This is a genomic window from Salibacterium lacus (assembly GCF_042684865.1).
Classification (GTDB): Bacteria; Bacillota; Bacilli; order Bacillales; family Marinococcaceae; genus Salibacterium; species Salibacterium lacus.
On record NZ_JBHUML010000003.1, the window covers coordinates 209,607 to 230,196 of the forward strand.

Genomic DNA, 20,590 nt, shown 5'->3' on the forward strand with positions numbered 1-20,590 from the left:
TCTCTTTACAATAGACTATTGTAAGAAACCCGTATAAGCCTATACGCGTGTGTATCTTGCAAATATGACACAGATAGGTGATGAAAATGGAAAACAATTATCAGGTACTGCTTTACTACAAGTACGTGTATATCGACGATCCGGAGACGTTCTCCATCGAGCATCTGGACTACTGCAAAGAACTCGGTCTGCGCGGACGGATTCTCGTGGCACATGAAGGGCTGAACGGCACCGTGTCCGGCACGGTGGAACAGACCCATCAATATATGGAAGACCTGCGGAAAGATCCGCGTTTTTCCGACATCGAATGTAAAATTGATCAGGCGGACGGCCATGCTTTTAAAAAGATGCACGTGCGCCACCGCGACGAAATTGTCTCCTTCCGACTCGAAGATGACATTGATCCAAATGAACTCACCGGCAACTATTTGAGCCCGAAAGAGTTCTACGAAAAAATGCAGCAGGAGAACACGATCATCATTGATGCCCGCAACGACTACGAATATGATCTCGGCCATTTCCGCGGGGCCATCCGCCCGGACATCAACGCCTTCCGGGAACTGCCGGAATGGATTGAAGAGCACAAAGAAGAGCTCGAAGGCAAAGAAATCCTTACGTACTGCACCGGCGGCATCCGCTGCGAGAAATTCTCGGGCTGGTTGAAAAACAAAGGTTTTGAGAACGTGAACCAGCTTCACGGCGGCATCGTGTCGTACGGCAAAGACGAAGAAGTGCAGGGCAAACTCTGGGACGGCCAGTGCTACGTCTTCGATGAACGGATCAGCGTGCCGATCAACCAGGAAGAGCATGTCGTTGTCGGCCGCGACCACTTTGACGGTGAACCGTGCGAGCGCTACGTCAACTGCGCCGCTCCGGAGTGTAACGACCAAATCCTCTGCTCCGAGGAAAACGAGTATAAGTATTTGCGCAGCTGCTCGCCTGAGTGCCGCGTCGATCCGGAGAACCGCTACATCGTCGAACATTCCATGAATCAGGAGGAGTGGGAAGAGCGGTTGAACGAAATTGGGGAAAGTCTGAAACAGAGAGTATAATGTACTGCCGCAAAAACTGCCCCCTGGCGGGCAGTTTTTTTGTGCGGTCGGTTGGGATACAGTCGGAATGTCCCTGTTTACGTGCGGAACACCTTGTTTTACATGCCAAATGGAGGCCGTTACCGGCGGACCGGTTTATTACGGGCGGAATACCGGTATTTACATGCCGAATCAGAGGAAATACGAGCGGAATCAAGGGGTATACATGCCGATGCGTTGACAGATATCCGCCGGTACGATTATAGTGAAAGTAGATTTGTAACCAATCTTGTTACAGGAGCGGGATGCATCATGATTAACAGCCGTCTCAGTGTTGCCATTCATATCTTATCCCTGCTGGCGTCTCACCCGCGTGACCGGCTGACGTCCGAGTACATCGCAGGCAGCGTGCAGACCAACCCCGTTGTCATCCGGCGCCTGACCGGCATGCTCCGCAAAGCGGGCATTGTCACGTCATCTCCCGGAACAGCAGGAGCTGTACTCACTAAAGCGCCGGAAGAGATTACGCTGCTCGATGTGTACGACGCCGTCTTTGCCGGGGAAGACCTGTTTTCCATTCATGACAAACCGAATCCGGACTGCCGGGTCGGCCGCAACATACAGGACACACTCGATACACATTTTGAACGCGCGGAGCAGGCAATGAAAAACGAACTCGCCCGGCAGACACTCGCAGATACCATGGAGCACCTTTTTACCTGAAAGGTGTCTATCCATGCCGATCCTGTAACTTAATTAGTTACAAAATCATTTCATACAGGAGGAATTCCCATGAACATCGGTATTATCGGCGCAACAGGAAAATCCGGAGATCTTATTTTAAAAGAAGCACAGCAGCGCGGCCACGACGTAACGGCGATTATACGCAACCGTTCCAAGTTTGAGCACGATGTTCCTGTTATCGAAAAAGACATCTTCAACCTGACACAGGAAGATCTATCCGGCTTTGACGTTGTCGTTAACGCATTCGGCACCACACCTGATCAGGGACAGCCTCATATCGACGCAGCTGATGTCCTCACCAAAGCGCTTCAGGGCACAAATACGCGCCTGTTCGTTGTCGGCGGAGCAGCGAGCCTTTATGTAGACGAAGACAAGACCACGCAGGTCATCGATACACCGGACTTTCCGGATGCGATCAAACCAATGGCCGGCGGCATGGCTGAAGCCCTCTCCCGACTTCAAAACGCACAGAATCTGAACTGGACATTCCTCAGCCCGGCCGTGGAATTTGACGCAGAAGGCGCGCGTACCGGCACGTATCAAGTCGGCAAAGACCATATGATCACAAACTCCGAAGGTAACAGCTACATCAGCTACGCCGACTACGCCATCGCAGTTCTCGATGAACTCGAAAACAAAGAACACGAGAATGAGCGTTATACCGTTATTGGGGAAAAACAATAAACAAACAGAACAGAAAAACCCGGATCGATCGGCTAAAGACTAGACCGCATCGTCCGGGTTTTTTCACCTATTATGATGTGTTTTCTTTTTCCCCGCCGGTATCCACTATGCTTTCGGTATCTTGATCAAGCGGCGTCAGGGTCCAGCCGGTGTAGGCGTAAAACAGGGTAATAAACGGCGTAACGAGGCTGGTGAAGGTAAAGAAGACATACCCCATGCCGACATCCAGCGTCGTCATCACAATCGCTCCAATCACCCCCCACGGAATCAACGGATGCAGCACCGAACCGGCGTCTTCCAGCGTCCGCGACAGATTTTTCGGATGAAGTCCCGCACTGCGGTAAGAATCCTCCAGCATCTGGCCCGGGAGAATGATGGATAAATACTGCTCCCCGATCACCGCGTTCACGCCGAAACAAGACACAACGGTCGAACTGATAACGTTGCCTTTTTTACGGAGAACTTGTTTCAAGCTGTCAATCAGCGCGTGGGCGATGCCGATACCGCGGAACAATCCCCCGAACCCAAGCGCCACGATGATCAGAGATATTCCGGATAACATACTCTGAAGACCGCCGAGAGAGAGCAGGCTGTCTATCGATTCCATTCCGGTATCAGCGGTGTAGCCTTCATGAGCGGCCGTCATAATGTCACCAAGTCCTGCCCCCGGGGCGGTGTAAAACGTCGTCAGCACTGCGGCAACAAGGCCGATCGCAAGCGAAGGCACAGGTTTGACGCGGCGTGCGGCCAGGCCGATAATGAGAAGCGGGGACAACAGCGTCACCGGCGTAATCATAAATTCAGACTGCATCGTGCGGGCCATTTCATCCACCTGGGACGTATCGGCGCCTCCCCGGTTGTTCGTAAAACCAATGAAAACGAAAATAATTAATCCAATGAGAAAAGCCGGTATCGACGTCCAAAGCATATGGCGGATATGCGCAAACACATCCACCTTGGCCGTAGCCGCCGCCAGATTCGTCGTATCCGACAGCGGAGACAATTTGTCACCGAATATGGCGCCGGACACAATCGCACCCGCTGTCATCTCAGGTGAGATCCCCATACCGTAGGCAACGCCCATCAGCGATACACCAATCGTCCCCATCGCGCTCAAGGAACTCCCGGTCATCGTGGCCACCACCGCTGTAATAATAACGGCTGTCACCAGAAAGAAATCCGGCGAAAGCACCTGGAGCCCGTAGAACGTTATCGTCGGCACGGTGCCGTTCAGAGCCCATACCCCGATCAATATACCAATCAGACTTAAAATCAGAATAGCCGGTATCCCGTAGGAAATACCTTTTACCATGGACTGCTCCATGTCCTTCCAGCTGTACCGAAGCATCAGCCCGTATACCGCTGTAATAATCGTCGCCAGCACAATCGGAATGTGCGGCAGGACCCCGTAGTGCAGAATACTGACACCAAGCACGGTGGTAATCAGAAGCAGCATAATGAGAGATCCGGTTAACGTTGCCTGTTTTGTTTTCATGTCGTCGTTCCCCGTCTTTCTAAAAAATAATGATGGTCCAGCTCCGAACTGAAATGCTTTAAAGCAGTAAAGATAAGCGCGCAGAACAGCCGCGATTTTTTCTCCTAACCTATGATACGATAAACAAAGGAATCAGAACAATGAGAGGGAGACATTTCATCCGCAGCATCGTACAAAGGGGAATGATCATGGATACTACTGTACTGGCCGCTTTTTTAGGTACCTCGGTTCTACTCACTCTAAGCCCCGGTCCCGACATTTTATTTGTCACCGCACAAAGCATAGCACAGAACGCGAAGACCGGTGTAGTGACGGCGTGCGGCCTCTGCACCGGCCTGCTTGTACATATTACAGCAGCGGCCGCAGGGATTTCCGCTGTCATCTATCAGTCCGCATTCGCGTTTTCGATCGTGAAATATGCCGGCGCCCTGTACCTGTTTTACCTCGCCTGGAAAGCATTCCGCAGCCGGCAACAGCCCGGCCTCGACATGCCGGAGCACAGCGGCGCCTCCTACCGCAGTCTGTATAGAAAAGGGATTATCATGAATCTGCTGAATCCAAAAGTGGCACTCTTTTTTCTCGCGCTTCTGCCGCAGTTCATCCACACCGGCGCCGGTCCCGCTTCGCTGCAGGTCTCTGTTCTGGGAGGAATTTTTATCGCGCAGGCCTTTCTCGTGTTCGGCACGGTCAGTCTGCTCGCCCATCAGGCCGGACGGCTGCTCACGAATCACCCCGGCGCCGCGCGGAAAATGAACCTTGTGCAGGGACTGCTGTTCACCATCATCGGGGTGCAGCTGGTGCTCGGGGAAAAATAAAAACAGCCTTTGGTGCCTGGCACCAAAGGCTGTTTTTATCACACGGGTATTAATCCGCCTGCATGCCACCGTATTCAGCACTTTGCGACGTGATTTTTAATCCAACTCATAAACCACGCTGACCCGCTGGGTGATATCGACCTGGCCGGGTTCGATAGAGGTACTGTTATCGGCAGCACTCTGCGATTCTTCGCGGGCATAGTTTCCGGCAGGGAGGTCGACCTGGGCGCCGTTTTCGGAAATCTGGAGGACGGCTCCGCTTGATTTTCCGGCACCGGCGGCCATGGCTTCGGCTTTAGCAGATGTGTTTTCGACAGCCTGCCGGAGGGCCTGTTGTTCATACTCGGTTTGATCCTGCAGAGTGAAACGGGTCTGCTGAATCTGGTTGGCGCCGGCAGCGGCAGCGTCGTCCAGCAGCTGGCCAACCTGGTCGATCTTACTGAATTCCACCGATAGAATATGGCGGGCGCGGAATTGTTCTTCACCGCCTTCTGCTGCGTGGTCGGTGTTCACGCCGAAATAGGAGGTTTCGATATTTTCTTCCGGAATGTCATATTGATTGATGGCTTCACGGATGGCGCTCATCCGTTCACTGACCTGCTGCTGTGCGGTGCTGGCGGATGTATCAGTTACTTCGGCGCCGAGCCGAAGCTGTGCCGTATCCGGTTCTACACTGACACTGGACTCTCCCTGCACGACAATAGTCCCGGTCTGCATGCTGCTTTCCGATGATGCGGCTTCTGCTGTTTCGACGGGTGCTGTACTGAAAGCGGCGGCGTACAGAAACCCTCCTGCGGTGAGAGCTGCAACGGCTCCTGCCGCCTTCTTCATTCGTGTTTTCAACATGATATAATTCCTCCTCCTGATTTTTTGTGCGTTGAGGTCTTATCTTGCTGTTTTTTCACTGTCTACCCTTTATGTCGGGAAGATGTGCAGGAGGTTACAATGTATTCACATTTTTTCAACAACTCTTTTTCATCAGTGTAATAGCACCACTAACTGCCGCGGTAAACCTGGTATCCCCACGGCGATACCAGCAGCGGTACGTGGTAATGTTCCTGCGGGTCGGCGATGCCGAACCGGACCGCCACTTTTCCAAGAAACGGGGGATCGGCAGTGGCTGCCTGCTTTTTTTCAAAGTACGTTCCTATATCAAAAAGCAGTTCATATTCTCCGGCTTCCATCTGTCCGGATTCAAGAAGCGGGCCGCTTACTCTGCCATCTTCGTTTGTCCTCGTTTCCGTCACTTTTTCAAACCGGCCGTCCTCTATCCGGTAGAGTTCCAGGTAGACCCCGGAAGCCGGACGGCCATGCGATACATCCAATATATGGGTTGTTAGTCCACTCATGCAGCTGCCTCCTTTTTTTACAAATCATCGCGTGTCACAGAAAAATGCTGAAAACCAAAAGGCAGACGCGGTTCGGTGTACACTTTTCCTTCACTTCCGTCTATATCTTCCAGGACCGTGTCCCACGTGCGGTTCTGCGATTCAAATGTTACTTCTGTGAGCTGGGGGAAGCGTTGGAGCACCCGCAGTCCAATGCTGTAGATCAGACTCTGAATCGACGGGGACGCCACCTCTTCAAACACAGCGCCCGCGATATCCCGTACCTGCTCGGGCGCAGCGTACCTTGATGGATCTTCGGCGTGCGCATCGTCCTCGTCTTCATACGTCCAGCCTATGTTTAAATACACAAACAATGGGCGGTTGCTGTCCTCCGGAAGGGTCGTGTACTCGTCACGGATGAAACCGGTGAAGGAGTTGTCTTTCACTTTGACGAGCTGCAGGTCCCGTACTTCACTGTACTGCCTGGTGACGACTGCTTCCGCCCCGTTTCGTTCCATTTGAATAAAGGTCTGCAGCTTCTCGTTTCTCGACCGGTTGAACACCAGACCACCGGATGCCCCGTTCGACACCGCCGCTTCAAACGGCAGCTCTTCGGCCGTCATCTGAACCCATTCAATATGCGGGTATTTCTTCAGAAAAGCCTCCGACGCGTACTGAACAAAACCTTCTGCCGTTTTTCCAGCGAACGATCCTAAATGCCGCTGGATAAAATTCTTCATGGAATCTGTCGCGACAACCGCGCTGTTATCTCCTTCCGTGAAAGACGACAGAAACGCCTCTCCGCCAAGTTCCACCGTGACATTCAGACCAAAAACAGTATGATCCTTTTTCGTAAACGAAGATTCCGGAATGCCGCTAAGACCGGTCAACGGCTCCATAAATGTGCGATAGGCAAAAACATTCCCTTTTCCATAAGACATGGTTCGACGCATACTATCGCTCCTAACTGGTGTCATCTTATCCTGCAGACGGAGCCAGGCAATCCGGTACACCTGCTGCAGTGCTGTTTGAAATTCCTGTTCATATCCGTTTGACATCCGCTCCTGCAGCGACTGATAGACGTCACGCTTCGTCTGTCCCTTCACCGCAAGAATAAAAGGGAAACCGAACGTTTCGCGGTATTGTTCATTCCATCTGAGAAACGTTTCGAATTCCTCTTCGGATAACCGGTCCAATCCGGCTCCTTTTTGTTCTTCCGAGGAAGTGAAACTCATTTTGTCTTTAGCCCCGAGCTGTGGATGTTTCCGGAGCAGACCAAGCTGCGCTTCCCGGCCGGACGCCTCCACCGCACCTCTCATCGTTTCAAAAAGCGCTTCAAAGGAAGAAAACGGCCGTTCGTTTTCCGCTTTGTCCGCCACCCAGGGCGAATGTTCAAACAGGCCGCCGAACGTTTCGATAAATACTTCCCGGGTCATACCATTGATTTTGTCCACCCCTGTCATTATCCTCACCACCAATATGTTATTTTTCTTCACATGAGTTTGTGTCTTATGCCATATCCTAACGAAAAGTCCAATCTGCAGCATTAGCTATCATGACTAAAAGAAGAAAGAAGCATTGGTTATTCCGCCTGTCATGTTAACTGAAGAGATGTCTGTATCCGCAGGGCGAGCCGCAGCCGCAGAGTGGTCTCAGGATCTTTCAGGTCCTGTCCGAGTATCTGCTCAACCTTTTCCAGCCGGTAGATAACAGTATTGCGGTGCACATACAGCCTTTTTGCCGTTTCTGATATCTGACAGTGCGTCTCAAGATACACCGATAAAGTATGCAGCAGGCTTTGGTCACCCCTGGAGACATCCAACAGAGCCTGCAGTGTGTACGCACAGAATTTCTCCAGATCATCCGACGGAATAATGCGCAGCAATTCCGCAATGTCTTTTGTATGATAAGTCTGGATAAACGAGCGGCTGCCTGATAAATGACCGGATTCCAGGGCATTCACCGCTTCGTTATACGCCTCTTTCACCTCGAGAAACTGACGGCTGATATTGCTCATGCCAAACGAAATCGAGCGCTCGAACTGAGTATAGATGCTGATCTGCAGTTCTTCCAGCAGCTCCTCGACCACATCATGAATATCCCCAGGCATATTCTCAATCTCGATGAGCAGCAGGCACATGTTACCTTTCATAAAGAAATGAGCCGGTAACATGAACACGTCCAGTTCTTCCTCCAGATACTCATAAACACGGTCCGCTTCTATTTGATGCTGGGCGAAACTAAGGCGGACCTCATCTTCATCAAGCCGCCCGGCCGCAGCGATATATTTCTGATTTTTGCTGAGATTGAATTCTTTGGCCCGGTTAATGATTTCTTCATTGGAGGAAAACGCATCTTCCACAAAGTTGATGAAAAAGTCATTTTTCGCACGGCGGGCGTACTGTTTTAACGCATTTTCCTTCATCAGCTCGAAGGCAATGACATTAGTCGCCTGCTCCACCGTCAATATGGCACCGCTGCCGGCATCCGGAATATCACCGAGAACGACGAACGTCCCGCACCTGACCTGGTGAGTATAAATGGGAAAAACAGTAACCGTCCGCGTTTTTCCGCTCTCCTGCAACAGGGTGAAGCTGGAATGAGATGCTTGCGGAAGAAAAAAAGAATATCCTCTTCGCTGCAACCTTTCCATATCATCAGCAATGTCCATACGGGACTTTGAGGATGCTATAGGTTTGGAATGCTGATCCAGCAGCAGACAAGGATGACCAATCATAGAGGCGGCCTGCTGCAGCAGGGGCTTCAACCCCTTTCCGCTCATAATGTGATGGGTGAACGCGCGGTGCGCTTCCATGGCATGTTTCAGCTCATTCGTCCGCATATTCAGAATCGAGCTGAGCGTCTGATTTATAATCGTACCAAGACGGACGTCGCGCGGCAGTTCGATCAGCGGCAGAGTGAGCCGGTCCGCCAGAGCAAGCGCTTCGTACGGAATGCTGTCCAAAAACCTCCCTGTTTTGATGCCCAGGCCGGAACACCCCTGTTCTGCCATCCGTTCCATCAGCTCAAGAAGGAGCGACGTATCATCCTTAAAATGATAGGCCGTGGTCACAAGTAGATCGTCTTTTCGAAGAAAATCTACAATATCCGGCGCGTCCATCATATTAACGTGCTGCACCTCCCGTTTCTTCCCGTTTTCTCCAGCTGCCAGTTCCGCCTTCTCAAATACCGGGAGCTCTAAAATATCTTCCAGGTGCATGCCAAAGCCCTCCTTTTCGTTAGTCACCTTTCACAATAAATTGCGGAAAAAATGACACATCTGCTAATGCTTTAGGTGTATATTAGCAGTAAAATAACCAACACAAAGCTTTTATGTTAGAAATACTGACATAAAACAAAAGGAGGTTCATCATGAGTACGGATTTACAGGTGTCCGAATTGCCGGAGAGTGAAACCCTCAGACTGATTGAATGGCTGGCATCCTTTGGAGAAACGAAAGAAGGCGGTGCAACACGCCTCCTCTACTCTGACAGCTGGCTTGAGGCGCAGCGCGGGATTTTTGAAACGTTTCGGGACAGAGGATTAACCCCTTTTTTCGATGATGCCGGAAATCTCTACGGCAGAGTGGAAGGAACACAGCAGACATCTTCGGCTGTCGTCACCGGCTCCCATATCGATACAGTTGTCAACGGCGGGAAATATGACGGCACGTATGGCATTGTCGCGTCCTATCTTGCAGTGACCCGGCTGATGGAAGCGTACGGACCGCCGAAAAAAACGATCGATGTTGTTTCTCTGTGTGAGGAAGAAGGCAGCCGTTTTCCCATCACGTTCTGGGGATCCGGTCATATTACGGGGCAGTATGCGGGCGAAGATCCGAAAGATTACATAGACAAAGAGGGAGTGTCTCTGGAAACAGCCATGCATAAGGCTGGTTTCGGAAAAAACCAGTATCCGGCTCCGCATCGTTCTGATATCGAGTGCTTTGTGGAAATGCATATCGAACAAGGACATGTTCTGGAGAAAAATGGCTGCTCCGTCGGCGTTGTCGAGGGAATCGTCGGACAGCGCCGCTATCACATTCATGTCAAAGGAGAAAGCAATCATGCCGGAACAACCCCGATGACGTTCCGCAAAGATGCTATGGCAGCCGCATCGGAAATGATTCACTGGATTCACCAGGAAGCCTTTACCGATGATCATCTTGTCGCCACTGTTGGACAAATCGAAGCACGGCCGAATACGGCAAACGTCATCGCAGGTGATGTTGTGTTTTCTCTCGACATCCGTCACCACCGACAGGATGTACTGGATGCCTTCTGTTCTTCCGTATTCACCCAGCTGGAAGAAACAGCTGAACAAAACGGCGTTTCCATGCAGGCATCGAAATGGCTGGATGTCTCTCCGGTTTCCATGGATCCCGGCCTGACGCGCAGAGCTCTTGAGCAATGCAGCATGCATAGCATACCGACCCACCCTATGTTCAGCGGCGCAGGGCATGACGCCCAGGTATTTGGAAACCATTTTCCCACCTCCCTGCTCTTTGTGCCGAGCCAAAATGGTATCAGCCATTCCCCTCAGGAATTCACCTGCCGGGAAGATCTTGAAAAAGGTGTACGTATGATGACAGAATTTCTTTATACCATTGCCTGGTAAAAGGAGAGATAATCGATATGACGCAGCCATTTGTTCCAGCGAAACGAACCATTATGACCCCGGGACCCGTCGAAGCGGAGCCGCGTGTGCTGAGAGCCATGAGCACACCGATACTCGGACAGTTCGATCCTCTTTTCACTTCCATGATGAATGACGTCATGGCAGACCTGCGCCGGGTATTTCAGACGTCCAATCACTGGGCCTTTCCCATTGACGGCACGTCCCGGTCCGGACTGGAAGCTGTATTATGCAGCATCATTCATCCGGGGGATAAAGTGCTTGTCCCTGTGTTCGGCCGGTTCGGACAGCTTCTTACAGAGATTGCCGAACGTTACGGCGCCGAGGTATTCACGATGGAGTGCGAGTGGGGGACGGTGTTCGAACCGGCCGAGGTGATCGATGAGATCGAGAGGATACAGCCGCACATCGTGGCCGCTGTCCACGGGGAAACGTCAACCGGTTGTCTCCAGCCGCTCCAGGAAATCGGCCGGTGCTGCCGGGAGATGGGCAGTCTTTTTGTCGTCGATGCCGTAGCGTCACTGGGCGGTACAGACGTAAAAGTCGATGAATGGTATGTAGACGCCGCTATCGCCGGTACACAGAAGTGTCTCTCCGTTCCATCCGGAATGGCGCCTATCACTTACAATGAGCGGGTGGAACAGGTGGTAAACGCCCGCAAAAAAGTCGAACAAGGGATTGCAACAGCCGAAGACGAGTTGGAAAAAAGAAAACAGCCGCCGATCGCTTCCAATTATTTTGACCTGAGCCAGCTCCAGGATTACTGGAGTCCGCGCCGGCTGAATCACCATACCGAAGCGACTACCATGCTGTACGGCCTGCAGGAGGGTCTGCGTATTGTTCTCGAAGAAGGACTCGAAGAGCGCTTCAGGCGCCACCGGTTTCATGAGCAGGCATTAAAAGTGGGGCTTCAGGCTATGGGATTATCGTTGTATGCCGATCACGACGCCAAACTTCCGATGGTCACCTGCGTGACCATCCCCGATAACGTAGACGCAGACGCCATCCGGCATCTAATGCTGGAACAGTTCGGGGTGGAAATCGCAGCATCTTTCGGTCCACTGAAAGGAAAAATCTGGCGTATAGGCACGATGGGATACAGCTGCCGGCGCGAAAATGTTCTTTTCACGTTGTCTGCCCTTGAAGCGGCTCTTCTGTCCCATCATGTACCGATTTACGCAGGACACGCGGTGCAAAAAGCGCTGGAAGTGTATCAAAGAAACACAGAAGGGGTGCAGGAGTCATGAAGGAGCATCTTGGAACCTATCCTTACGCGTCAAAACGCACCACCACCGCGGCTTCCAAAGGAATGGTCACCACCTCGCAGCCGCTTGCTTCACAAGCTGGACTCGATATGCTCAAAAAAGGAGGTAACGCGGTCGATGCCGCTATTGCGACAGCCGCCTGCCTGACTGTGGTGGAACCCTGTTCCAACGGAATCGGCGGCGATGCCTTTGCGCTCGTCTGGATCAACGATACACTGCACGGATTAAACGCAAGCGGTCCGGCTCCGAACCATCTTTCCGTGGAAGAAGTGAAACAGCAGGGGTACGGCGAAATGCCGGAACGCGGATTTCTACCCGTGACCGTACCGGGTGCTCCCGGCGCATGGGCCGCTTTGTCCGAACGATTCGGCCGTCTATCTCTTGAAACCGTGCTCGAACCGGCAGTCACGTACGCACGGGACGGGTTCCCGCTTTCTCCTGTAACCGCACGAAACTGGCAGAACACGATGGAATCCCTGAAACAGGAGCTGAGCGGTCCTGCCTTTGATGCCTTCTTTGAAACATTCGCTCCCGGCGGTACCGTCCCGGCAGCAGGCGATATATGGAAATCCGAAGCCTTCGCTAAGACGCTTGAGGACATCGGCGCGTCCAAAGGCGCCTCTTTTTACGAAGGAGACCTTGCCGACCGCATCGATGCCTTTTCCAGGGAACACGGCGGTTTTATCCGAAAAGGGGATTTGAGCCGGTACACCCCGGAATGGGTTACCCCTGTCTCCATTTCGTACAAAGGATACGACATCTGGGAGACGCCCCCGAACGGGCAGGGGACGATTGCTTTAATGGCCATGAACATATTAAAATCCGACTTTTTTCCGGAAAAAGAACAGACAGACACCTACCACAAACAGATTGAAGCGATGAAACTGGCTTTTGCGGACGGGGAACAATATATTACCGATCCAAAAGATATGACGGTCCAGCCGGAGGAGCTGCTTTCACAGAAATACGGCGCCATGCGGCGGGAATCCATCGGAGATAAAGCCGCCGTACCGAGCGCCGGCACGCCGCAGCACAGCGGAACCGTTTACCTCGCTGCCGCCGACGGCGAAGGAAATATGGTATCGTTTATTCAAAGCAATTATTACAACTTCGGCTCCGGTCTGCTCGTCCCGGGCACCGGCATTCTCCTTCAGAACCGGGGACGCTGTTTCTCTCTGGACAGCGGGCATGCCAATGTACTCCGGCCGAATAAAAAAACATACCACACCATCATTCCGGGTTTTATCACGCAGGGACATCAGCCGGTCGGCCCGTTTGGTGTGATGGGATTTTATATGCAGCCGCAGGGGCATCTGCAGGTGGGAATGAATATGATTGATTTTCACCTGAATCCCCAGGCGGCCCTCGACGCACCGCGCTGGCAGTGGATGGGCGGGAAAACCGTCCGGCTGGAGAGATCCGTGCCCCCGCATATCGCACAAGCGCTGAAGCAGGCGGGGCATGACGTGGAACTGTCGGTGGATTCCAATGAAATGGGACGCGGACAGGTGATCTGGCGGGACCCGGACACCGGCGTTCTTTACGGCGGAACGGAACCGCGTACCGACGGATCGGCTGCTGTGTGGTAATCTACTAGGAGGAGGAAATAAGATGAATACATGGGATACAGTAATTCGAAACGGAGAGGTCGTCCTGGGCGGCCGCGTGGAACAACTCGATATCGGCATCCGGGACGGCATCATCACCACCCTCGGCAGACGCCTCGATGACACGGCGGAGTGGGAATATGATGCGGCGGGTTTCCACGTGTTTCCGGGATTGATAGATGTGCACGTCCATTTCAACGAGCCCGGCCGCACCGACTGGGAAGGGTTTCAGTCAGGGTCGCAAATGCTTGCCGCCGGTGGATGCACAACCTATTTTGATATGCCGTTAAATGGAGTACCTTCCACCGTCACACGGGAAGCCATGTTGCAGAAAAAAGAACATGCCGGCCATCATTCCATCCTTGATGCCGGGTTGTGGGGTGGACTGATGCCGGGTCATGTCCAGGATATAAAGGATATGGCCGATGGCGTCATTGGATTTAAAGCTTTTATGGCTCCATCCGGTAACCCTGAGTTTGAAAAATCGGACGATCAGACGCTCTTGGATGGCATGAAAGAAATTGCCGACTGCGGGAAAGTCCTTGCGCTCCATGCTGAAAGTGCCCCGATTATAGAGCACATGAAGAGCCGGCAGACCGGGACAGATGCCGATTCATATGCACGTTCGCGCCCGGCAGAAGCAGAATCCGAAGCAGTCCGCCGGGCTCTTTCCTTTGCCCGTATTACCGGATGCGCTCTTCATTTTGTCCATATCAGCAACGCTGAAACCATCCATATCATCGATCAGGCAAAAAAAGAAGGGATGGATGTGACGGTGGAAACGTGCGCACATTACCTGCTGTTCAACCATGATACACTCCTCACCTGGGGAGCTTCCGCCAAATGCGCGCCGCCGCTCCGCGGAGAACAGGAAAGGCAGGCACTCGTGCAGTGTCTTTTGGACAACAAAATCGATATGGTCACCTCTGACCACTCCCCCTGCCCTCCAGAGTTGAAAGACACCGACGATATGTTTCAGGCGTGGGGCGGGATTAACGGAGGGCAGTTCACCCTGTCCGCCCTGATCGAGACGGCCCTCGGCCACGATGTACCGCTCTCCCGCGTGGCAAAGTGGGGAGCGCAGGCACCGGCCCGCCGTTTTCAGATGGAAGACACAAGAGGCGCTGTCCAAGAAGGGCTGCATGCGGACCTGAGCATCGTGGACCTCAGAAGAGAGACCCGTATCACAAAGCAGGATCTTTACACAAAACACCGGGAGAGCCTCTATGAAGGACACACTTTTCCCTGCCGGATCGTCCGCACCTTCCAGCGTGGACGTACGGTTTATGATCAGGCACAGGGAGCGGTAGAACAACCATAGGTAGACAGGAAAGGATGACGCCGACTTGGACTGGACACTTCAAAAGCAATTATTTCTGGGTTTTTTCCGGGCGGGAATTTTCGGGTACGGCGGCGGTCCCGCTTCCATTCCGCTCGTTCACAAAGAAGTCGTGCAGGGATACGGCTGGATGAGTGATGAAGAATTTTACGATATTCTTGCGATCGGTAATACGCTTCCCGGCCCCATTATGACAAAAATGGCGGGATACATCGGCTACCGTATCGGTGGCGTAACCGGGCTTTTCAGCGCACTGACCGCCTCTGTTTTCCCAACGGTGGTGCTGATGATCGTTTTGATTGGAGCTCTTCTGTCATTTCAATCGTCTCCGATCGTTCAAGGGATGACAAGCGCCATTGCTCCTGTTGTCGGGGTCATGATGCTCACCCTGACCTACAATACGCTGAAAAGTACCAAAGGCCGGACGGGATGGTTATTTGTCACCGTCTTTACACTGCTTAGCATTGTTGTTCTCGAACTTCTGAACATTCACCCGGCGTTCTGGATCGCCCTGCTTCTGATTATCGGCGTGATGTACTGGAGAAAACCAGCATCACCTGAAGAATAATGCGCCTGTTGGAGGTTTTTTCATCATGATTTTCTGGGAATTGTTTATGGCTTTCTTTATACCGGGGATTGTAGGATACGGCGGCGGCCCGGCTTCCATCCCCCTGATCAAACATGAAGTCGTCGAACGCTACAGTATGGTGACGACAGAACAGTTCGGCGAAATGCTCGCGCTCGGCAACACACTGCCGGGTCCCATCGCAACAAAAATGGCGGGATATATCGGTTATGAAGCAGCCGGCATCCCCGGGGCCGCAGTAGCATTATTTGCAACCATCGCGCCGTCCCTCCTGGCGATGATCTTTCTGCTCAGCCTGTTGTATACATTCAAAGACTCCCCGCGCGTCAAAAAAATGACGCTTTATATCCGTCCGGCTGTTGCGGTGCTCCTCGGCGCTCTTGCCGTGCAGTTTTTTCAAAGCGGGATGACCGATGCCGGGATCACCCACACTATCATTTTAGGCGCCGGCAGTCTGTTTTTGTTTGAACGGACCAGACTTCACCCGGCGTTTGTCATATTGGCTGCCCTGCTTTACGGTGTTATTTTTCTTTCCTGACAGCTTTGTTGATAGATCGGGGCGGCATGAAAGGATGCATCCCATAACCATCCAAACGATGAACCGGCGTGCTTGGTGCAGCCGGTTCTTTCTGTTTCACCCGCCGGATCCGGGGATTTGCGTACCATATGTAGAACCATACCAGCCGAATGAAAGACGTTACATGCCAAGTAAGCCGGATTACAAGCCAACGCAGGCAAAAACCGCCCGTATGCTGTGTTTCCGCGGCCGGCAATCTGCCTTTACCACCCGCTGGGGCTGCGGTGTTTCTGCTGCAGCCAGGTCACCCAGTCGCCGCTTGCGATGTGCTCCCCAAGCCCGGCCGGCTGGTTCCAGTAATACGTGTAAGCTTCGATGTCCCGACCCTTTTCGTCCGTGACAGTCACGATGTCACGCACGTACATACTGCCGGCTGTATCACCTTCATCGTATCCTTCAAGTCTGTCCAGCTCCTGCAGTACATCATCGTACTTGTCGTTTTGTATGTACATGATGTCACCTTGAATAATCGTGTTTCCTTCTTTTACAAGACAGGGAAAGCGTCCATGAACGGCTGCGTACAGCCGGCCTGTCATCACCGCACTTCGTTCTTCTTCCGTCCGTTCTTTCAAGATTAGTTCATAGTTGTGAAGACCTGTGCGCAGCGTCCCGTAAACAAATACCGGGAGGTTCATACATACCATGCTCCTTTCCTTCTATCATAATACACAAATCGGGCACCCGTCGTATAGGACGGATGCCCGTTTGCATAATGAGAATAAATCGAGAGTTTCCGTGTTTCAGAGATTCTTAGACTTCCTGCTCTTCCGGTACGTGCAGTCCTACGCCTTCTGCAACCCGGCGGCCGTAATCCGGATCTGCTTTGTAGAAATGCTTGATCTGACGAAGCTTGATTTCATCTTTTTTCACAGCACCCAGATCGCCGACGATGGCATCAATCAGACGCTGTTTCTCGTCTTCTTCCATCATGCGGTAAAGGTCACCGGCCTGGGTATAATGGTCTTCACTGTCATAGTTGACACTGTCTGCCTGACCCTCTACCTCAAACGGATCGATTCTGCCGCGGTCGGTTTCAGTCGGGCCATCGAAACTGTTCGGCTCGTAGTTGAGCGATCCGCCGCCGTTGCCGTCCGTTCTCATAAAGCCGTCACGCTGATAGTTGCTCGTGCCGCTCACCGGACGGTTGACCGGAATCTGCTCGTGGTTGGCTCCGACGCGGTAACGGTGGGCATCCGAGTAAGCAAACAGGCGGCCCTGCAGCATTTTGTCCGGAGAAGCTTCGATGCCGGGTACGAAGTGACCCGGGGAGAACGCAGCCTGCTCTACTTCTGCGAAATAGTTTTCAGGATTTTTGTTCAGCACCATGCGGCCGACTTCGATGCGTGGATATTCATCTTTCGGCACGGTCTTGGTGACGTCAAAGATATCCCACTTGTGGTGTTTATAGTCTTCATACGGAATGACCTGAACGTACAGCTTCCAGGACGGGAAGTCACCGTCTTCAATCGCATTGAAGAGATCTTCTGTATGATAGTCCGGGTTTTCACCGGCAATCTTATCAAATGTCGCCTGATCCAGGGATTTCACGCCCTGTTCACTAACGAAGTGATATTTTATCCAGAATGCTTCGCCTTCTGCGTTCACCCATTTAAAGGTGTGGCTGCCGTAGCCGTTCATGTGACGATACGTTGCCGGTAGTCCGCGGTCGCCGTGCAGATAAGTAACCTGATGGAGTGATTCAGGGGAATGAGACCAGAAGTCCCATACCATGTTCGGATCCTTCAGGTGTGTTCTCGGATCGCGCTTTTGCGTGTGGATGAAGTCCGGGAACTTGATAGCATCACGGATAAAGAAGATCGGTGTATTATTGCCGACAAGATCATAGTTTCCTTCCTCTGTGTAGAACTTCACGGCGAAACCGCGCGGGTCACGTACCGTGTCTGCCGAACCTGCTTCCCCTGCAACCGTGGAGAAACGGATGAACATCGGTGTGGTTTTACCGACTTCACTCAGGAAGTCCGCTTTGGTATATTTGGAGATTTCGTCGTTGGTTACTTCAAAGTAGCCGTGTGCGCCGGCACCTTTTGCGTGAACAACCCGTTCCGGAATACGTTCACGGTTAAAGTGGGCCAGTTTTTCCAGCAGATGAACGTCCTGAATGACAGTCGGTCCTCTGGACCCCGCTGTAATGGAATGCTGGTTGTCTCCGACCGGTGCACCTGAGCCTGTGGTAAGATTTCTACGGTTATCTTCACTCATCCATGATCACCTCATTGAATTATTATATACATCTATAATAACACTTATTAATGAAAAATCAATACTAAATTATAATAATTTTAATTAGTTCGCTTTCGAACCTATCCGTTTATTCATATTTTCTCTCGTGCACTAAACAAAGAGAACACAGATTATAGTGCGGCCCGTCATCAAAAATACACAAAAAGAGATGATAACCGGATGGGGTTGAGAAAAAAGCGGACATTGTCATCAATTACGAATCGTCATTGATAATGAGGAAGATACATATTTTCTTCTCTGGAAGATACAGAAAAAGCTGCTCCCCCGCAGGGGAACAGCTTTTTTATTCGTTGACTGCGTCTTTTAACCCTTTTCCGGGTTTAAAAGCAGGAACTTTACTTGCTGGTATTTTCATGGTTTCGCCGGTCTGCGGATTGCGTCCTTCCCGTTCAGCTCTTTCGCGGATTTCAAAATTACCAAAGCCGATTAATTGGACTTTATCTCCGGTTTTCAGCGAACTTTCAATGGTTTCCAGTGCAGCATTCACCGCGGCTTCGCTGTCTTTTTTGCTTAATTCTGCTCTCTCTGCTACGTCATTAATAAGGTCTGTTTTATTCATTATGGTACCTCCTTGTTTTTCTGCTGCTATTATTCTTTCAAGACGCGACGGAAATATACCTGCTGCTGTGCATAATTTTTTTATTTATCTTTTATTCATTTCTCCCGGAACCGCTCCCTGACGGTCGCCGCAGTCCAGTTTATTCATCTGTTTCATGTCGTTTTGGCTTAATTCAAAATCAAACACGTGAAAGTTTTCCTCGATACGGGAAGGGGTCACGGATTTTGGAATAACGATAGAATCATTCTGAAGATGCCAGCGGATGACAATCTGAGCCGGTGTTTTTTCATGCGCCTGGGCAAGTTCCTGCACCACCTCATCCTCAAGCACCGCTTTGCCGTGCATCAAAGGGCTCCATGCCTCCAGATAAATGCCGCGGTTATGACAGAATTTCTTCATTTTTGTCTGGGCAAAGTAAGGATGGCATTCCACCTGATTCACAGCCGGCTTTATGCCACATTCATTCAACAGGCGCTGGAGATGTTCTTCTTCAAAGTTGCAGACGCCGATGGCTTTAATACGCCCATCGTTGTAAAGTTTCTCCATCGCTTTAAACGTATCTACGTAATCATCATAAGCAGGCGTCGGCCAGTGGATCAAATACAAGTCCAGATAATCGAGGCCCAGGTTTTCCAGGCTTCTTTCAAATGCTTCGAGCGTCCTCTTATATCCTTGGTCCCCGTTCCATACTTTCGTTGTGACAAACAGTTCATCCCGCGGGATGCTGCTTTCCTGCAGCGCCCGGCCGACACCTTGTTCGTTATTGTAAAAAGCAGCCGTATCAATGGAGCGGTATCCGGTTTCGAGTGCTTTTTTCACAGCAGATTCGGTTTCCTCTTGTGGAACCTTCCACACACCAAAACCAAGCTGAGGCATCGTCACACCATTATTCAACGTTACGTTATACATTGTTTCTCCACCCTTCACGTAGTATAGCATACCACTAACCTGTGGTGCTGTAATCTGTTCATCATTCTTCCGCAGTCAGGACTCGGTACCCTCCTTTCTTTTTATATGTTTTTCTTCCATGATCCGGATGGTCCGTAACGTGCTCCACATGATAACATATGCCGGCACACTTCCGGTAAAGAAGAATAAAAGCGCCGGAAACCAGGCTGTAAGAAATACAATGACGACACAAGCTGCCACAGACATGATGACACCCGCGGGTGATCCGGCGCCAATGAAAAATGCCTGTTTAAAGTATTCCGGAATCCGCACCTGGTAGTGCGCCAGTGCTGGAAACAAAAACAGTACGGTTATCACATAAAGGAAGAACAAGCTCCCGGATACGACTAATAGAATAAAGGATACTATCCCCTCGATAGAAGAAAAAAACTGAAAGTCGACATAAAAAATATAAGCCGGAACGAGAGCTGTGTAACCGATTGCATTGGCTCGTAAAAATTCGCCCCGTACAGCGTTCCAAAATGTCGGTAATACAGGGATTTCCACATCTTCTGTCAGCCATTTCCGCACCACCGCAAACATGGCAGCAGTAGCGGGAAAGAGTCCTGCCGCAATCAGCCCTGCCAGACTGAACAGGATCCACAGAACATTGACATAAGCAAGTCTGGTGATCCAGTTCAGCGTGGTATGAAATATGTTTCCTGCCTTATTTCTGTTCATCTTCCTTTCTCCTTCCTGCTGTTTACTCATCATT

The 20,590-nt window shown here is 51.5% G+C and carries 20 protein-coding genes; 10 read left to right on the top strand and 10 right to left on the bottom strand.

Annotated features, from left to right (window positions below; all coding sequences use genetic code 11):
• Positions 1-86: 86 nt before the first annotated feature.
• The 3 genes from trhO (at position 87) to ACFSUB_RS11575 (ending at position 2,459) form a co-directional block, all read left to right on the top strand.
• Entirely contained in the window at positions 87-1,052 is a 966-nt protein-coding gene (gene trhO / locus ACFSUB_RS11565; RefSeq protein ID WP_380713410.1) for an oxygen-dependent tRNA uridine(34) hydroxylase TrhO, read from the top strand.
• A 291-nt stretch (positions 1,053-1,343) separates the two neighbouring features.
• A complete protein-coding gene (locus ACFSUB_RS11570; protein ID WP_380713649.1) occupies positions 1,344-1,754 on the top strand; it encodes an Rrf2 family transcriptional regulator in 411 nt (136 codons plus the stop codon).
• Between the two features lie 69 nt (positions 1,755-1,823).
• Positions 1,824-2,459: an NAD(P)-dependent oxidoreductase gene (locus ACFSUB_RS11575; RefSeq protein WP_380713411.1), complete on the top strand. Its 636-nt coding sequence runs from the start codon at positions 1,824-1,826 to the stop codon at positions 2,457-2,459.
• 70 nt (positions 2,460-2,529) lie between these two features.
• On the opposite strand, the gene nhaC is transcribed toward ACFSUB_RS11575, so the two are convergent.
• A complete protein-coding gene (nhaC, locus tag ACFSUB_RS11580; protein WP_380713412.1) occupies positions 2,530-3,954 on the bottom strand; it encodes a Na+/H+ antiporter NhaC in 1,425 nt (474 codons plus the stop codon).
• Between the two features lie 188 nt (positions 3,955-4,142).
• Between nhaC and ACFSUB_RS11585 the strand changes: the two genes are divergently transcribed.
• Positions 4,143-4,769 (top strand): LysE family translocator, encoded by a 627-nt coding sequence (locus ACFSUB_RS11585; RefSeq protein ID WP_380713413.1) that lies wholly within the window; start codon positions 4,143-4,145, stop codon positions 4,767-4,769.
• 96 nt (positions 4,770-4,865) lie between these two features.
• On the opposite strand, the gene ACFSUB_RS11590 is transcribed toward ACFSUB_RS11585, so the two are convergent.
• From ACFSUB_RS11590 to ACFSUB_RS11605, 4 genes are all read right to left on the bottom strand, one after another.
• Complete coding sequence (locus tag ACFSUB_RS11590) at positions 4,866-5,615, bottom strand: SIMPL domain-containing protein (RefSeq protein ID WP_380713414.1); 750 nt, start codon at positions 5,613-5,615, stop codon at positions 4,866-4,868.
• A gap of 149 nt (positions 5,616-5,764) precedes the next feature.
• On the bottom strand, positions 5,765-6,118 hold the full coding sequence (gene uraH / locus ACFSUB_RS11595; protein ID WP_380713415.1) for a hydroxyisourate hydrolase: 354 nt from the start codon (positions 6,116-6,118) through the stop codon (positions 5,765-5,767).
• Between the two features lie 17 nt (positions 6,119-6,135).
• On the bottom strand, positions 6,136-7,560 hold the full coding sequence (gene pucL / locus ACFSUB_RS11600; protein WP_380713416.1) for a factor-independent urate hydroxylase: 1,425 nt from the start codon (positions 7,558-7,560) through the stop codon (positions 6,136-6,138).
• Positions 7,561-7,691: 131 nt separating this feature from the next.
• On the bottom strand, positions 7,692-9,317 hold the full coding sequence (locus ACFSUB_RS11605) for a PucR family transcriptional regulator (protein ID WP_380713417.1): 1,626 nt from the start codon (positions 9,315-9,317) through the stop codon (positions 7,692-7,694).
• A gap of 152 nt (positions 9,318-9,469) precedes the next feature.
• Between ACFSUB_RS11605 and ACFSUB_RS11610 the strand changes: the two genes are divergently transcribed.
• Genes ACFSUB_RS11610 through ACFSUB_RS11635 form a run of 6 tightly spaced genes read left to right on the top strand, consistent with a single transcriptional unit; the run spans position 9,470 to position 16,067 of the window.
• Positions 9,470-10,714: a Zn-dependent hydrolase gene (locus tag ACFSUB_RS11610; RefSeq protein WP_380713418.1), complete on the top strand. Its 1,245-nt coding sequence runs from the start codon at positions 9,470-9,472 to the stop codon at positions 10,712-10,714.
• 17 nt (positions 10,715-10,731) lie between these two features.
• Entirely contained in the window at positions 10,732-11,979 is a 1,248-nt protein-coding gene (locus tag ACFSUB_RS11615) for a pyridoxal-phosphate-dependent aminotransferase family protein (RefSeq protein WP_380713419.1), read from the top strand.
• Positions 11,976-13,586, top strand: a complete 1,611-nt coding sequence (locus ACFSUB_RS11620; protein WP_380713420.1) for a gamma-glutamyltransferase family protein — start codon at positions 11,976-11,978, stop codon at positions 13,584-13,586. Before ACFSUB_RS11615 ends, ACFSUB_RS11620 begins: the two co-directional genes overlap by 4 nt.
• Before the next feature lie 22 nt (positions 13,587-13,608).
• Complete coding sequence (gene allB / locus ACFSUB_RS11625; RefSeq protein ID WP_380713421.1) at positions 13,609-14,925, top strand: allantoinase AllB; 1,317 nt, start codon at positions 13,609-13,611, stop codon at positions 14,923-14,925.
• 25 nt (positions 14,926-14,950) lie between these two features.
• Positions 14,951-15,511: a chromate transporter gene (locus tag ACFSUB_RS11630; protein WP_380713422.1), complete on the top strand. Its 561-nt coding sequence runs from the start codon at positions 14,951-14,953 to the stop codon at positions 15,509-15,511.
• A gap of 25 nt (positions 15,512-15,536) precedes the next feature.
• Positions 15,537-16,067 carry a chromate transporter gene (locus ACFSUB_RS11635; protein ID WP_380713423.1) on the top strand — a complete coding sequence of 177 codons (531 nt, stop codon included), beginning with the start codon at positions 15,537-15,539 and terminating at the stop codon, positions 16,065-16,067.
• Between the two features lie 242 nt (positions 16,068-16,309).
• On the opposite strand, the gene ACFSUB_RS11640 is transcribed toward ACFSUB_RS11635, so the two are convergent.
• The 5 genes from ACFSUB_RS11640 to ACFSUB_RS11660 form a co-directional block, all read right to left on the bottom strand.
• Positions 16,310-16,750, bottom strand: a complete 441-nt coding sequence (locus tag ACFSUB_RS11640) for a gamma-glutamylcyclotransferase family protein (RefSeq protein ID WP_380713424.1) — start codon at positions 16,748-16,750, stop codon at positions 16,310-16,312.
• A 106-nt stretch (positions 16,751-16,856) separates the two neighbouring features.
• The gene (locus ACFSUB_RS11645) at positions 16,857-18,326 is read right to left on the bottom strand and encodes a catalase (RefSeq protein ID WP_380713425.1); all 1,470 of its coding nucleotides are present in this window, start codon (positions 18,324-18,326) and stop codon (positions 16,857-16,859) included.
• A gap of 325 nt (positions 18,327-18,651) precedes the next feature.
• Positions 18,652-18,927, bottom strand: coding sequence for an HU family DNA-binding protein (locus ACFSUB_RS11650; RefSeq protein ID WP_380713426.1), 276 nt, complete (start codon positions 18,925-18,927; stop codon positions 18,652-18,654).
• An 84-nt stretch (positions 18,928-19,011) separates the two neighbouring features.
• Complete coding sequence (locus tag ACFSUB_RS11655) at positions 19,012-19,836, bottom strand: aldo/keto reductase (RefSeq protein WP_380713427.1); 825 nt, start codon at positions 19,834-19,836, stop codon at positions 19,012-19,014.
• Between the two features lie 75 nt (positions 19,837-19,911).
• Positions 19,912-20,556: a YesL family protein gene (locus ACFSUB_RS11660; protein WP_380713428.1), complete on the bottom strand. Its 645-nt coding sequence runs from the start codon at positions 20,554-20,556 to the stop codon at positions 19,912-19,914.
• Positions 20,557-20,590 lie beyond the last annotated feature (34 nt).